The following is a 13927-nucleotide window of genomic DNA, read 5'->3' as shown; positions in this document are numbered from 1 at the left end:
TACTTTCTCTACGTATAGGAATTTATGAAATAAAACGCGGTCGCCCCCCCATGCTAGACCTCGATACTGTTTTTTTATAGGGTTGATAGGATCGACAAAACGCTTCATTTCTCTTTTGTGTTAGTGTAGAATTGTAAGGAAGCATGGTTACGCTTACCTATGACGGTCAAGCTGTTTAACAGAGGAGGAGTCCTTGCATGACAGTGGAAATGAATACATCGCTAGGAAAGATCGATGTTACAGAAGATGTGATCGCACGGATCGCTGGAGGCGCGGCCATGGAAGTTTTTGGACTTGTGGGCATGGCTTCTCGCAAAGCGTTGAAAGATGGAATCGCTGAACTGTTAGGAAGAGACAACCTGAGCAAAGGTGTCGTCGTTCATAACACAAATGGCGAAGTAGTATTGGACATGCACATTATCGTCAGCTATGGCGTGAAAATTTCCGAGGTGGCAGGCAACGTTCAACGCCGTGTTCGATATACCTTGGAACAAACGGTAGGCATTGATGTGACTGCTGTTAATATTTTTGTGCAGGGAGTTCGTACAGACAGGGATATGTAAGGAGGAACATCAGTTGGTACATACGCGTCTAGATGGCGTGCTGTTTAGCCGGATGGTTTACCTGGGGGCGAACCTTTTATCCGACAACGTCAGAGTAGTGGATGGATTAAACGTCTTTCCTGTGCCGGATGGCGATACGGGGACAAACATGAATTTGACTTTCTCTTCCGGTGTGGAAGAGCTGACTCGAAAAGAATCCCCCCGAATCACTGAATCGGCAGCTGCTTTGGCAAAAGGTCTGTTAATGGGCGCGCGCGGTAACTCCGGCGTGATTTTGTCCCAGTTATTCCGCGGCTTCAGCAAATCAGTCAATGGAAAAGATGAGGTTAATGCCCGTCAGTTTGCCGATGCCTTGAAAGCTGGTGTTGACTCTGCGTATCAGGCAGTGATGAAGCCAGTAGAAGGCACGATTTTGACTGTTGCCCGTGAAGCGGCGGAGATGGCTGTGCGTGCAGCGCGCACGTCAGATGATATTATCTCTGTCATGGAAAAAACATACGAGCAGGCGCAAGCTACGCTGTTGCGTACGCCGGAAATGCTGCCTGTTCTAAAAGAAGTGGGCGTAGTCGACTCAGGTGGACAAGGTCTCTTGTTTATTTATGAAGGGTTTTTGCGAGCATTGCGCGGGGAAGAGCTATCCGCCGATCGTGAGCGTTCGGTACCTAAAATCGGTCAAGAAGAGCTGGACAAGCTCATTTCTGAGCAGCATAATGCACAAATCCACATGAAAACAGAAGACATCACGTACGGGTATTGTACGGAGTTTATGGTTCATGTCGCGCATAGCACCGAGCCGAACAAAAAGACGTTCTCAGAAGCGCTGTTCCGCAACCATCTGGATACGATGGGCGATTCATTACTAGTCGTCTCTGATGAAGAAGTCGTCAAGGTGCATATTCATGCAGAGCATCCGGGAAGCGTATTGCAATACGCTCAGCAATTCGGTAGTCTGCATCGACTGAAGATAGAAAACATGCGCGAGCAGCATGCGAACATTTTAAAAGCGGAAGAGAGCAAAGGACAGGCGAAGCCAGAAACAGCTGCTCAACCTGCTACAGAGCTGCTTCCATACGGATTGATCGCGGTAGCTGCTGGTGGGGGAATCGCTACGATTCTGCGCAGCATGGGTGTGCATGTGGTAGTAGAGGGCGGCCAAACGATGAATCCGAGCACAGAGGACTTCATGAAGGCCATCGAAGGACTGAATGCCCAGCACATCATCATCCTGCCAAACAATAGCAATATCATCATGGCAGCACAGCAAGCATCCGAGCTCGCTGAAGTTCCTGTATCTGTCGTACCGACGAAGAGCATTCCGCAGGGATTGGCAGCACTGGTCAGCTTCCGTGCAGATGTTGAACCGGAAACGAACGTGCAAGCGTTGACTAAGGCGATTGCTCAGGTGAAAACAGGTATGGTGACGCACGCGGTTCGCGACACGCAAATGGGTGAGGTAGAAATCAATGAAGGCGATTTTATCGGCATGGCTGAGAAAGAAATCGTCACTGCAGGTCCCGACTTGCTAGCTTGCGCAACGACGCTGCTCTTGGGAATGGTGGATGAAGACTCCGAAATCGTGACGATATTCTTGGGAGAAGATGCCACAGAAGATCAGGCTCATGCTTTAGAAAAAGCTTTGTCTGATGCATACCCGGATGTGGAAGTTGAGATCCAGGCAGGCGGTCAACCATTGTATCCATTCATTTTTTCTGTCGAGTAAAAGCCAACTTTTTGAATACGAACGAATAGGGAGAGGAGCGATCGAGAATGCCAATTGTGATTCTTACCGACAGCGCGTCTGATATCGATGCGTCTGAGAGGCAGTCATTGGGGATCGTGGCCGTCCCGTTGAAAATCATGTTTGGGGCGGAAACGTATGTGGACGCAGTCACTATCTCGTCTTCGGAGTTTTTCGATAAGCTGAAGCAATCGAGCGTGATGCCGACGACCTCGCAGCCGTCTCCGCTCGAATTTGCCGAAGCGTACAAAGCGATCTATGAGAAATATGGTAAGGACGTGCAAATCATTGCCATACTCTTATCAGGTTCCTTATCGGGTACGTATCAATCAGCGATGATCGCCAAGTCGATGCTGGATGAAAATATCGACATTACGGTGATCGATTCCCGTAAAGCTTCGTTTGTTCATGGAATGATCTGCGTGGAGGCTGCGAAAGCCGCACAAGCAGGCAAGAACAAGGAGCAGATTCTGGATCAGATTGATCGTTATTTGGATGAGGTGCAGGTATACTTTATTGTGGATACACTGGAGTTCCTGCAAAAAGGCGGTCGGATCGGCAAAGCATCTGCCGTTATCGGTTCGCTCTTGAATATCAAGCCGATTTTGACACTGGATACCGCTGGGTACGTGTCTGCTTTTGACAAGGTAAGAGGGACGAAGAAAGCTCTAAATCGCGTATTTGAAGCATTGCAGGAATACGCGCAAGGGGAGCCTGTGAAAATCGCTGTGCTACACAGCAGTGTTCCAGATCAAGCGGCTGAGCTCTTGGAGCGACTCAAGCAAGAGTTTTCGGTAACGGACTCTTGGTTGGAACAGATTGGTCCCGTGATCGGTACGCATACAGGTCCGGGGCTTCTTGGGTTCGTCATGGTAAAAGATAGGTAAGGCACATATGGTATATGGAGAGGAGCTTCCCTGAGGTAGGGGGCTTCTTTTTTATACAGAGGTTCTTTAAAACTATTTAAAAGTCATGAAAAATAAGGGGGGGTTTGGTGAATAAAGATGAATTCCTTACTGAGCTGGAGGATATTGTGTATGACTCTCTATTTATTGGCGCTCATAAAGATGATTTGAACAAAGAAATTTCTGCTAATATGTGGTCTATTTCTTTAAGTATGCAGTTAGCTAGTCAGTTCACAGTTTCTGATTTCATGAACTTTTTCCATAAAGTAATAGAGAATAGACAACAGCAAATTTTAAAATCAAATAGTGATCATGGAATGCTGTTATATGTTTGGTTCGATTGGCAGGCTTCGCAACTAAGATTTAATCTTATATCTCAGATTCATGAAAGACTCCCCTTTAGAGGCGAGATTGAAATCCTTGACGCCCCCCTTCTTTTCAGAGGGAGTATTTTCATTTAGCCTGATTTGACCGCATGTTGTCAGCATAAATCGGTTATGATTGCTTTACGTACAGTTTCCTCTGTAGCGCTTTCAAAGGCTGTAGGATACAATGAAAGTGAATCTTGTTGAACCCCTTGTGATTCAGGAGGAGAACCGGTTGAAGTACAAAAGCGTATTTGATATTATCGGTCCAATTATGGTTGGGCCATCTAGCTCCCATACGGCTGGTGCAGCCCGTATCGGTCGTGTGGCTCGCAAGCTGTTTGGCAGAATGCCTTTGCGAGCAGAAATTGTTTTTTACGGCTCATTTGCAAAAACGTATCAAGGACATGGTTCTGATGTGGCGACTGTTGCAGGAATTCTCGACTTTGACACGTCGGATTTGCGTCTGAAAAATTCGTTGGTGATTGCAGAAAAAGCTGGCATGGAAGTGGAGTTGACCACTTCTGAGGTTTTGACAGAGCACCCGAACACGGCGCGGATCAAGCTGTCTGATGATGAGCAACAGATTGAAATCGTTGGTGTTTCCATTGGTGGCGGGAAGATCGAAGTGTTGGAAGTGAACGGGTTTTCCTTTCAGTTGGGCTTCGATACACCGACGCTCTTGGTCTTGCATGAGGATCGCTTTGGGATGATTGCGGCTGTGGCAAAGGTGCTGACCCAGCACAACATTAATGTGGGGCTCATGGAAGTGTCTCGACACACACGCGGTTCGCGTGCTTTGATGGCAATCGAAACGGATTCGACGATCTCGCCGGAAGTCTTGGAGGAAATTCGTCAAATCCCCCATATCTTTGACGTATCCCTGCTCGCATTGAACTAAGCAAAAGGACGAGCAGGATTAGAGGAGTGAACAACCAGATGTTTCGTAATGTGGCTGAACTAGTAGAGCTGGCCGAATCCCAGGGGAAGAAGATCTCCGAGGTGATGATTGAAGCAGAAATGGAAGTTTCCCAGCGTAGTCGGGATGCCATTATGCAAGATATGTACGCCAACCTCGATGTGATGGAAAAAGCAGTACGTCGCGGGCTTACTGAAGATATTCGCTCGCATAGCGGGTTGACGGGCGGCGATGCGAAGAAGCTGCAAACATATATGGAGACCAAGACGTTTTTGTCTGGTCCCACACTTTTGAATGCCGTCTCGATGTCTGTGGCGGTTAACGAAGTAAACGCAGCAATGGGTACGATTGTCGCAACGCCTACAGCAGGAGCTTGTGGTATTGTACCAGGGACGTTGTTTGCCGTATCTGACAAGCTGCAACCGACCCGCGAGGAAATGGTCAATTATTTGTTCACAGCAGGCGCTATCGGGTATTGCATTGCCAATAATGCATTCATTTCGGGTGCTGCAGGTGGTTGCCAGGCAGAGGTGGGCTCTGCAACGGCTATGGCTGCTGCGGCGATTGTAGAAATGGCTGGCGGTACGCCTGAGGAATCTGCCCAAGCAGTGGCGATCGCGTTGAAAAATATGCTCGGTCTGGTCTGTGACCCCGTAGCCGGACTAGTTGAAGTACCATGTGTCAAACGAAATGCGATGGGAGCAGCGATTGCGACGGTAGCCGCAGATATGGCAATGGCGGGCATCAAGAGCGTAATCCCGACAGATGAAGTCATCGAGGCCATGTACCGAATCGGCTGCGCCATGCCGACTACGCTGAAGGAAACCGCACAAGGTGGTCTTGCTGCCACGCAAACGGGCCGCATGATCGAAGCCAAAGTGTTCGGCGTACGGATGGAGAAGTAAGATGGCTGGTGCATATCATTCGCCCGTCTCCCTTTTGCACGGGGTAGGGGAAGAGCGGGCGAAGGCATTTGCAGGACTGGGAATCAACAGCATTGGTGATTTGCTGGAGTATTTCCCGTCTCGCTATGAAGATTACCGTGTGCGCGATTTGACAGAAGTAAAAGACGGAGAGAGGGTCACGCTGGCAGGTACGGTGTACGGCGAACCCTCTGTTCGTTTTTATGGAAAAAGAAAATCACGACTGTCCGTCAAGGTTGTCATGGATCGTGTCGTGGTGACGGCTGTCTGGTTCAATCAGACGTTTGTCAAAAGCAGGCTCTCGCCCGGCAAGGAAATCCTCGTCACAGGAAAATGGGACAAGCACAAGCTACAAATCACTGTGAGCGAAATGACAGAAGTAGACTCCGAACGTGCGACAAAACGAGGTGAGCTCGCCCCTGTCTATCCACTTGGCGGCGATGTGACGCATACCCTGCTGCGCAAAACCATTCAACTGGCGTTGCGTCAGTACGGCAAGGAGATTCCTGAGATCCTTCCGGCAGATATCGTGGAGCGCTACCGACTGATGCCGCGGATAAATGCCTTTCATTCGATTCATTTTCCGGAAAATGCGGAAGATGGTCGTCAAGCGCGGCGACGGATTATGTTTGAGGAGCTTTTCTTATTCCAGTTGAAAATGCAAACACTGCGCAAGATTAATCGGCAGCAAACGGAAGGCGTTGCTTTGGCGATCCCGATGGAAGAGGTACGGGAATTTGTCAAAGGGTTACCGTTCCCGCTGACAGATGCACAGAAACGAGTGGTAAAAGAAATATTGGACGACATGCGGGCCTCTCATTCGATGAATCGGCTGCTGCAAGGGGACGTAGGCTCGGGGAAAACCGTCGTAGCTGCCATCGCGCTGATTGCTGCGGTGAAAGCAGGTTATCAGGGAGCGCTGATGGTACCGACGGAGATTCTCGCCGAGCAGCATGTGCAGTCGTTGACGAAGCTCTTGTCCAATTACGGCATTCAGGTGGCGCTCTTATCTGGCTCGCTGACGGCGAAACGTAGACGCGAAGTCATCGGCTCTCTGCAAATGGGGTTAATCGATGTCGTGGTCGGCACCCATGCGCTCATCCAAGAGGATGTCTTTTTCTCCCGCCTTGGTCTCGTGATTACGGACGAGCAGCACCGATTCGGTGTGGAGCAGCGGCGAATTTTACGGAATAAAGGCTTGTCACCTGATGTCTTGTTTATGACTGCAACGCCAATTCCGAGAACACTGGCAATTACGGCATTTGGCGACATGGACGTCTCGACGATTGATCAAATGCCTGCGGGGCGCAAACCGATTGAGACGACATGGAAAAAGCATGATCAGTTTCCGGCTGTGTTGGAGCAAATGCGGGATGAGCTGCGCAAAGGACGACAGGCGTACGTTATTTGCCCGCTCATTGAGGAGTCCGAAAAGCTCGATGTACAAAATGCGATTGATGTACATGCTCAGCTCACACACATCTTCCCTGAATTCGGCGTAGGATTGATGCATGGGCGACTGCCAGCGAAGGAAAAGGATGCAGTCATGCAAGCCTTTCTTGCGGCAGAGCACGCTGTCCTGGTCAGTACAACCGTCGTAGAGGTCGGTGTGAATGTGCCGAATGCCACCTATATGGTGATTTATGATGCGGAGCGGTTTGGTCTTGCTCAGCTTCACCAATTGCGCGGGCGGGTAGGACGTGGCTCTGAACAGTCGTATTGTGTGCTGATCGCCGATCCGAAATCCGAGATCGGAAAAGAGCGGATGCGTGTCATGTGCGAGACGACTGATGGTTTTGAGCTGTCGCAGCGCGATTTAGAATTGCGCGGACCGGGTGATTTTTTCGGGACAAAGCAGAGCGGCTTGCCGGAGTTTAAAGTCGCTGATTTATTAAGTGATTACAAGGCGTTGGAGGTAGCGAGACAGGAGACTGTCAAGCTGGTAGCAGAGGACTCTTTCTGGCGCGACGAAAAGTATCACTGGCTGCGTGACTATTTGAAGAATGAGGGCGTGCTGGACGGTGTCGTCTTCGATTAAGAAAGGTAGGAAGGCCTTCCCACTTTAATCATGTGGGAGGCTTTTTCTTTTGTGGGGTGAAACTTTAAGCAGGCTATCGACGTCTATCCTCTGTAAGGTAAATTTTTCTAGGAAGCGAGGCGAGTTTTTTGTCTTTGCGAAAAATTCGGGGAATGAGTATGTCCATTGTGTTCGCATTGCTTATCATGACAGGATCCGACTTCGCGCAAGCAACTTCCACGGACAGTCGGATTACTCAGACTGGCCCATCCCATACGACCAGCCAAACGACAAAGGAATGGAAGCCAAAGGAACTGCCTTATGACTACGTGGCGATGAAAGAAGACGTGGTCATTCAGCTAAACGATGCCCCACAGCTCCGCTCTCCTCGAAGAACGGTCGTGGGACCTGCACCACAGGCCTACACCATCTTTTTTAAGGAAGCCGTGAACCGTGGAACAGTCGAAGCAGCTATCCGTAAAAATGCCAAGGAAGAGACCAAAAAAGAGGACTTGGGCTACGTGGAGCCGATTTTTACATTTCACTGGGTGCACGACCGTCAACTGCAATTGTTGGCTACCCTTCCTGATACGCTTGCCAAAGACAGAAGTTGGACGGAATATGTTGTAAACGTAGCAGGAGCGAAGACGGTAAAGGGAACCGTGTTTGACGATACGAATGATTTTTCGGCGGTGGTGTTTGCTCCGTCTCAGATTTGGCGTGTCTCAGTCGATGGTAAGGTGAAAGAAAAAATGACGGACTTTGCCGTCAGGACTCCCATGGAATTTATCGACCCAGAGGAACGGTATGTATTGCTGGAGCGATTTACAGAATATTGCGAGTGCGATGCCCGTTTCCCCATGCTGTATTCGATTTATGACACACAGACAAAAGAGCTGACTGCTTATCCAGTGGAGCTGACTGACAACTATAGCGGTGCAGGCGACTTCATGGCAGATCGCCGCGGTTTCTTTTTCGCTCATCCACCGAAAGGGACAGAAGTACCGAAAAGCGAGTTTGCCACTCGTGTCAAGGTAGATGGATACGTACATGGAGCCAGCTTTAGCCATGATCGCAAGCATGTATTGATGGCAGTAGGCAAGACCGAACAGAAAAAGGATCTCGATCTGGTCGTGTATGATTTGGCGACTGGAAAAGAACGACGCCTCCCAGGTGTAATTAAAGGATGGGTCCCAACAGATGAGATGAATGGGCAAGTCCAGCCCGTCAGTTTTATGGATGATGGACGTTACGCAACGTTTGAAATGAGAACAGAGGAAGATAGCTTTGAAGAGCTTCGTCAACGCTACGATTGGCAGTCAGGCAAGGTGATCAGCTGGAATCCACCCGTTCCCAAAGAAGCTTGGTCTGGCTATATCCAGTCGACAGATGGAGCCTATCAAATGTATTGGAATGCAGGGGTGTTTAAGGGCGACGTCAAACTGATGGAAATGAAGCCAGAAGCGATATGGATTCCAGGCACTCACCATTTGGTTTATATCGATTGGGAAAAAGCTGAACAAGGAGCGGAGTCGGTGTCGTCGCTCTTCCTGTTCGATGCCGATCGTAAGCAACAATCTGTGCTGGTGAAAGGACTACCAGCAAGTGTATCGATTTTGGGAGCTAGCAACGATGGCAAATGGCTGTACGTCGCGACTCCGGACGCATTTGCCCCCTAGGCGTCATATTCCGTTGCCAGCATCGATAAAATGATCAAGGATTCGTAAGTATCGCCTGATTTCAGGCAATCGCGCAAGGTGCCCTCTATGTGAAACCCTTCGGACAAGTAAAGGCTGCGGGCGCGGTCGTTCGTTTCTTTTACATCCAGCCAGAGTCGATGGGCTTTTTGCTCGATGAATGCCCAATGCTTGATTTGACGCAGGATGTTGCGACCGTAGCCTTCCCCCTTCACTGCGATTGTAATACGCATGAGTTCAATACTTTGATGAGGATTGGTCAGCCCGGCGATGATAACGTAGCCGACGGGGTGGCCTGTTTCTATTTTTTCGGTAATCATATGGAGGATGTCCGGGTCGCCAAGAGCGTTGTGGTGCCGATGTTCGCTCCACGGAATAATGAACGGGGTATTTTCTGGTGCATTTTCTACTTCGCATACGAATGGGATGTCTGCCGGTGTAGTGCGGCGCAAGTGGATGGTCATGCCTGTATCTCCTCTTCCGTTTAACATTGGCTTACCATGATCAGATTGCCGTCGGGGTCGCGGAAGTTGAACCAGTGGCCATGCTGGATAGGAACAACGACTTCAACTCCGCTCTCCTTGAGAAAGGCATAAGAGGCTTCGATATCCTGTGTGTTGAAATGAAACAAGGGGGCATCATCTGTGATGCGCTTCGGAAAGATTTTGCTGTCTAGAACGAGCGTCAGTCCGCTTTGCAAGGGAATGCAATATATATGTCCGAACATAATCTCACCGTCTGCGAGAATGCCCAATAGGCGGCAGTACCAGTTGCGTGCGTGCTCGATGTCGCTGACGGCTACAAAAATAGCTCCGATTTGGGGGAGCAGGGGGGAAGTGGTTGTCATTGTGATAAAGCTCCTTTCTTGGTATTTTTCACAAGGTCGATCCGTCATAATCGTGCACCAAATGTCGGATCGCCCGATTTTGCATCTGCTATTCTGAGGGGGAAAGGGAGGTCATTACCATGGATTTGCTTGTAAAGCTGAATGAGGCTCTGGACTATATCGAAGACAATTTGACAAGCGAGATTGACTACAAAGAAATCGCTGGGGTGGCTTGCTGCTCCGAGTATCACTTCAAAAGGATGTTTTCTTTTCTCGCTGGTGTTCCGCTATCCGAGTACATCCGGCGTCGGCGCGCAATCTCTGGATTGACTCCACGATAAATCAACGGAACTCTTTTTTTCAGACCCACAATGCGAAATGCCTCTTTTTCTTCCATGCGGTAGTTCATGGCACTGCCTCCTTTAATGGATAGATGAAAGTTCATTCGCGGATAAGCCTTCAAGGAATTGCCGATGTGTCTGGCTTCTGTCGGAGTGACTCCATGCACAGTCTGAAAAGCTCTGGCAAAGGAATCAGCCGATCCGTATCCGTATTTGATCGCAATGTCAATGACCCGCTCGTTGCTGTCCGCAAGCTCAAAAGCTGCAAGCGTAATCATGTGGGCTTCATTAGAGATGGAGACGATTCAGCATCTGAAGTCGCTATCCGATGTCAAGCCACTTGGACTGCTCAGTGCGTCCACGAATTTTTCAGAAGGTCGGCTGGAATATGGCGAGCTCGATCACTATATCGGCGTTGCCACTACAAAAGCTTGTCCAGACAACCTGGCGGTACTCGAAGTTCCTGCTTCCACCTGGGCGGTATTCGAAGTAGTGGGTCCTTTTCCTGATACGCTGCAAGATGTCTGGGCCCGGATTTATTCGGAATGGTTTTTATCCTCTGGTTATGAACAGGCTGAGGGTCCAGAGATTTTGTGGAACGAAAATAAAGAGATTTCATCACCGACCTTTCGAAGCGAAATTTGGATTCCTGTCGTGAAAAAGTAACCCCTTATTGGATTCGCTCTCGCTTGCGGAACACCTACCGGCGTGTGCTTATCCGGGGGGGGAAATAATTACCAACTTTTTTTTTGCGCGAGACAGGCATAAAAGCGAACGTTTGTTTGCTATAATAAGAACAAAGCAAAACAAGAACATAAGTTCTTATTAGGGGATGATCGTGTGTCCAATGCGAACAAGCGGATCGTGTTTTTGATCGACATGCAGAGCTTTTATGCCAGTATCGAGAAAGGGGCCAATCCAGAGCTGCGAAACAAGCCGATTATCGTCGCAGGTGATCCAGAGCGGCGCAGCGGAGTTGTGCTGGCAGCGTGTCCGATTGCCAAGTCATACGGAGTGGTCGCGGCCGAAGCGCTATGGCAGGCGCAGCAAAAGTGTCGCCAGCTCGTCGTTGTTCGTCCGCGCATGGAGATGTACATTCGCATCTCCATGCAAATCACTCGCATATTCGAAGCATTTACAGACAAGGTGGAGCCGTACTCGATCGACGAGCAGTTTCTCGACGTGACAGGCAGCGTCCATCTGTTTGGTGATCCGTTGCAGATGGCTGCACAGATTCGGCAGCGCGTCTGGATGGAGACGGGAATCAACTGTCGGGTAGGCATCGGGGAGAACAAGGTACTGGCCAAGATGGCCTGCGACAATTTCGCCAAGAAACGGGAAGAAGGCGTTTTTTGGCTCAAGCGGGAAACGTTAGCGGATACGCTCTGGAAGCTTCCGATTGAAAAGCTGTTCGGGGTAGGCTCACGCATGAAGCGTCATTTTCATCGAATGGGCGTCTATCATATCGGGCAGCTTGCAAATATGAGGCCAGCCATCCTCACCCGACATTGGGGAGTGAACGGGGAAGTGCTGTGGCGCACGGCTCACGGAATCGACGATTCACCTGTGGCTTTGGATTCCTATGATTCACAAAAAGGGATCGGTCATCACATGACGTTGCCTCGGGATTACCATACAGCAGCAGAAATCAAGGTTATATTATTGGAGCTGTGCGAAGAAGTGTGCCGTCGGGCGCGGAAAAAGGAGCTGATGGGCTCTGTTCTGTCTGTGGGCTGTCGTGGAGCCGATTTGGCTGCTGGAACCGGCTTTGGGCGGCAGATGAAGCTCACGGACCAGACGAACGATGCCATGACTCTGTACGAAGCGGCCTGCTTTCTGTTTGACCGTCACTGGCAGGAAACGCCCGTCCGCAGTATCGGGGTCAATCTGGGGCAGCTTGTTCCTGACAACGTGGTGCAACTCAATCTGTTTACGGACAATCACAAGCGGCGTTCGTTGGCACAAGCCATGGATGATATCCGGAGCCGATACGGTCAGGACGCCATCCTGCGCGCCACCTCTACCTTGGAAGCTGGACAGGCGAAAGAGCGTGCACGTAAGATCGGAGGACACTACAAGTGACGGAGCCGATGGTGTCAGACGAGCAGGAATTGATACGCCAGTATATTTTATTTGGCATTTTGTTTCGGGCAGTCATGGCCGATCTGGGGCAGATGCGGATTGTGCCGTTGAAGTTTTCTTATCAGATGATGTTCGATGAGCTCTCGCGGTGGGCGGAGCGGCAGCATCACCAGCTGCGTCGCATCTTGCGGCAGCGAGGTTACACAGTCGTCAGCTCACGACGTCAGGGACATATGTATGTCGTCCACTATCGACAACGCGGGTACGTGCGAGAAGCGATCTATACGATTGAGGTATTGCGGGCAGAGTGTCAGGAGCTCGTCCATTTGTGGACCCGATATGAACAGCGAGGAGAGAACAAGCGATGAGGGAAAAACGCGTGTCCAAAAAGGAAAATGTATTCGTGGCCAGTCGGTTTGTGCTGCCGGAGCATCGGGAAATGTATTTGCGCATCAAGGAAGAAGAGCGCCGCTATGTACCACCCGAGCTGGATCAGGAGCAGCTCAGCGCCTTGAGCGAGCTGGTATGGCAGGCGTTCCAGACAGAGAGCATCCTGACGCTGACCTATTATGACGGGCGAGAGCCGCGACGCCTGTCTGCCCACATTATCCATATTGACCAGGCGGCGAGACGCCTCAAGCTTCGGGCTGGCTCCGAGATTCACTGGGTTCCTTTTGCTCGACTGCTGCATGTGGAGCTGGCAGCGAGCTTCTAAAACGAGGAAATACAGGTACATGATGGGCAGGACATGAAAATTACTCAGGAAATCTGCAAAAATAGGCCTCTTTTTCAAAAGCAAGCGGCAAAAAACAGCGTGCCGCGTTGAAACGGTGTGTGCGAGGAAGATGTGAGATTCCTGAAACGAAAAGCGGTCAAAAACAACCGTTTTTCGTGTTTTTTTGGCTTACACGGATTTTGCCAGAAGGGAGGTTTCCCTGTATTGTTAGATTATCTTTTGAAGCATATATTTGACGGATAGAACAAAGGAGATTTTACATGCTAGCACAAGAAATGGGTGTCATATTCACCAAGCACGCCGATCAAATTACTTCCAAGCGTTGGGGAGAATTCATGCAACAATTGGAGGAAAAAGGCCTGTACGTGCTCATTGAGACAGACACGATCGGAAGAGTGATGAGTCCATTGGGCGGATTGATGCCCATGCCGTGTAAAAGTGAGACGCTCCATATTGTGACAGCTGATGAGCTGGAGCAGCGCGGCTTGCCGCTCGGTCACCACATCGTAACGAAAGCGAAAGAAAAAGTAGTCCAACCATAATCGAAAAAACCAACGCAACCTTTCCTGTGGGAGCTAGCCTCCAAGTGGGAAAGGTTTTTTGTGTGAAAAACGTCCTCTCTCATCGGGGGATCGAAACATCTCGACGTTTTTCATAAAGGTGGATGCGACTCGCTTGCGGTCAAACAAAACGGTCATAACCTTTTGTTGTTCCCAAATAAGATAATACTCCGGCTAGGGGCAAGATCTATCCGGCAATCGGCGGTAGAGGGCAGAAGATCACATTATGATAAGAGGTAGGACAAAAGATGCAAG

The 13927-nt window shown here is 49.8% G+C and carries 14 protein-coding genes and 3 pseudogenes; 14 read left to right on the top strand and 3 right to left on the bottom strand.

The window, feature by feature from the left end:
* The first annotated feature begins 197 nt into the window (after nt 1-197).
* The 8 genes from PMI05_RS25885 to PMI05_RS25850 all read left to right on the top strand — a co-directional run bounded on the left by PMI05_RS25885 (nt 198) and on the right by PMI05_RS25850 (nt 9109).
* Nucleotides 198-563: an Asp23/Gls24 family envelope stress response protein gene (locus PMI05_RS25885; RefSeq protein WP_007728362.1), complete on the top strand. Its 366-nt coding sequence runs from the start codon at nt 198-200 to the stop codon at nt 561-563.
* 13 nt (nt 564-576) lie between these two features.
* On the top strand, nt 577-2283 hold the full coding sequence (locus PMI05_RS25880) for a DAK2 domain-containing protein (protein ID WP_007728359.1): 1707 nt from the start codon (nt 577-579) through the stop codon (nt 2281-2283).
* Between the two features lie 47 nt (nt 2284-2330).
* Entirely contained in the window at nt 2331-3188 is an 858-nt protein-coding gene (locus tag PMI05_RS25875) for a DegV family protein (protein ID WP_007728357.1), read from the top strand.
* 107 nt (nt 3189-3295) lie between these two features.
* Complete coding sequence (locus tag PMI05_RS25870) at nt 3296-3667, top strand: hypothetical protein (protein ID WP_007728346.1); 372 nt, start codon at nt 3296-3298, stop codon at nt 3665-3667.
* 139 nt (nt 3668-3806) lie between these two features.
* A complete protein-coding gene (sdaAB, locus tag PMI05_RS25865; protein ID WP_039961391.1) occupies nt 3807-4472 on the top strand; it encodes an L-serine ammonia-lyase, iron-sulfur-dependent subunit beta in 666 nt (221 codons plus the stop codon).
* A 38-nt stretch (nt 4473-4510) separates the two neighbouring features.
* Nucleotides 4511-5395, top strand: coding sequence for an L-serine ammonia-lyase, iron-sulfur-dependent, subunit alpha (gene sdaAA, locus PMI05_RS25860; protein WP_007728344.1), 885 nt, complete (start codon nt 4511-4513; stop codon nt 5393-5395).
* A 1-nt stretch (nt 5396) separates the two neighbouring features.
* A complete protein-coding gene (gene recG / locus PMI05_RS25855) occupies nt 5397-7451 on the top strand; it encodes an ATP-dependent DNA helicase RecG (RefSeq protein WP_007728343.1) in 2055 nt (684 codons plus the stop codon).
* Between the two features lie 158 nt (nt 7452-7609).
* Complete coding sequence (locus PMI05_RS25850) at nt 7610-9109, top strand: hypothetical protein (RefSeq protein ID WP_039961389.1); 1500 nt, start codon at nt 7610-7612, stop codon at nt 9107-9109.
* Here PMI05_RS25850 and PMI05_RS25845 read toward each other — a convergent pair.
* Together PMI05_RS25845 and PMI05_RS25840 are read right to left on the bottom strand one after the other, a co-directional pair.
* Entirely contained in the window at nt 9106-9591 is a 486-nt protein-coding gene (locus PMI05_RS25845; RefSeq protein ID WP_007728338.1) for a GNAT family N-acetyltransferase, read from the bottom strand. The two genes, PMI05_RS25850 and PMI05_RS25845, sit on opposite strands and share 4 nt — an antisense overlap.
* Before the next feature lie 20 nt (nt 9592-9611).
* Nucleotides 9612-9974 (bottom strand): VOC family protein, encoded by a 363-nt coding sequence (locus PMI05_RS25840; protein ID WP_007728336.1) that lies wholly within the window; start codon nt 9972-9974, stop codon nt 9612-9614.
* 119 nt (nt 9975-10093) lie between these two features.
* On the opposite strand from PMI05_RS25840, the pseudogene PMI05_RS31855 reads away from it, so the two are divergent.
* Nucleotides 10094-10267, top strand: a pseudogene (locus PMI05_RS31855) (AraC family transcriptional regulator); the annotation flags it as partial.
* On the opposite strand, the pseudogene PMI05_RS31495 reads toward PMI05_RS31855, so the two are convergent.
* Nucleotides 10267-10569, bottom strand: a pseudogene (locus PMI05_RS31495) (helix-turn-helix domain-containing protein); the annotation flags it as partial. The pseudogenes PMI05_RS31855 and PMI05_RS31495 overlap by 1 nt on opposite strands.
* Before the next feature lies 1 nt (nt 10570).
* Here PMI05_RS31495 and PMI05_RS31490 point away from each other — a divergent pair.
* From PMI05_RS31490 to PMI05_RS25815, 5 genes and pseudogenes are all read left to right on the top strand, one after another.
* Nucleotides 10571-10960 (top strand): annotated as a pseudogene (locus PMI05_RS31490) (GyrI-like domain-containing protein); the annotation flags it as partial.
* A 174-nt stretch (nt 10961-11134) separates the two neighbouring features.
* Entirely contained in the window at nt 11135-12376 is a 1242-nt protein-coding gene (locus tag PMI05_RS25830) for a DNA polymerase IV (RefSeq protein ID WP_007728330.1), read from the top strand.
* The gene (locus PMI05_RS25825) at nt 12373-12744 is read left to right on the top strand and encodes a hypothetical protein (protein ID WP_007728328.1); all 372 of its coding nucleotides are present in this window, start codon (nt 12373-12375) and stop codon (nt 12742-12744) included. Before PMI05_RS25830 ends, PMI05_RS25825 begins: the two co-directional genes overlap by 4 nt.
* A complete protein-coding gene (locus PMI05_RS25820) occupies nt 12741-13091 on the top strand; it encodes a YolD-like family protein (protein ID WP_007728326.1) in 351 nt (116 codons plus the stop codon). Before PMI05_RS25825 ends, PMI05_RS25820 begins: the two co-directional genes overlap by 4 nt.
* A 281-nt stretch (nt 13092-13372) precedes the next feature.
* A complete protein-coding gene (locus PMI05_RS25815; protein ID WP_007728325.1) occupies nt 13373-13654 on the top strand; it encodes a hypothetical protein in 282 nt (93 codons plus the stop codon).
* Nucleotides 13655-13927: the final 273 nt, after the last annotated feature.

Source organism: Brevibacillus sp. BC25 (assembly GCF_000282075.1).
Lineage (GTDB): Bacteria > Bacillota > Bacilli > Brevibacillales > Brevibacillaceae > Brevibacillus.
This window is presented reverse-complemented; position numbering and strand designations above follow the sequence as displayed.

What these genes read in the sequence shown, in the direction of transcription:
- PMI05_RS25820 (WP_007728326.1), top strand. Translation starts at nt 12,741, where the DNA reads ATGAGGGAAAAACGCGTGTCCAAAAAGGAAAATGTATTCGTGGCCAGT.
- PMI05_RS25850 (WP_039961389.1), top strand. Translation starts at nt 7,610, where the DNA reads ATGTCCATTGTGTTCGCATTGCTTATCATGACAGGATCCGACTTCGCG.
- PMI05_RS25845 (WP_007728338.1), bottom strand. Translation starts at nt 9,591, where the DNA reads ATGACCATCCACTTGCGCCGCACTACACCGGCAGACATCCCATTCGTA.
- PMI05_RS25840 (WP_007728336.1), bottom strand. Translation starts at nt 9,974, where the DNA reads ATGACAACCACTTCCCCCCTGCTCCCCCAAATCGGAGCTATTTTTGTA.
- PMI05_RS25875 (WP_007728357.1), top strand. Translation starts at nt 2,331, where the DNA reads ATGCCAATTGTGATTCTTACCGACAGCGCGTCTGATATCGATGCGTCT.
- PMI05_RS25815 (WP_007728325.1), top strand. Translation starts at nt 13,373, where the DNA reads ATGCTAGCACAAGAAATGGGTGTCATATTCACCAAGCACGCCGATCAA.
- sdaAA (WP_007728344.1), top strand. Translation starts at nt 4,511, where the DNA reads ATGTTTCGTAATGTGGCTGAACTAGTAGAGCTGGCCGAATCCCAGGGG.
- PMI05_RS25885 (WP_007728362.1), top strand. Translation starts at nt 198, where the DNA reads ATGACAGTGGAAATGAATACATCGCTAGGAAAGATCGATGTTACAGAA.
- recG (WP_007728343.1), top strand. Translation starts at nt 5,397, where the DNA reads ATGGCTGGTGCATATCATTCGCCCGTCTCCCTTTTGCACGGGGTAGGG.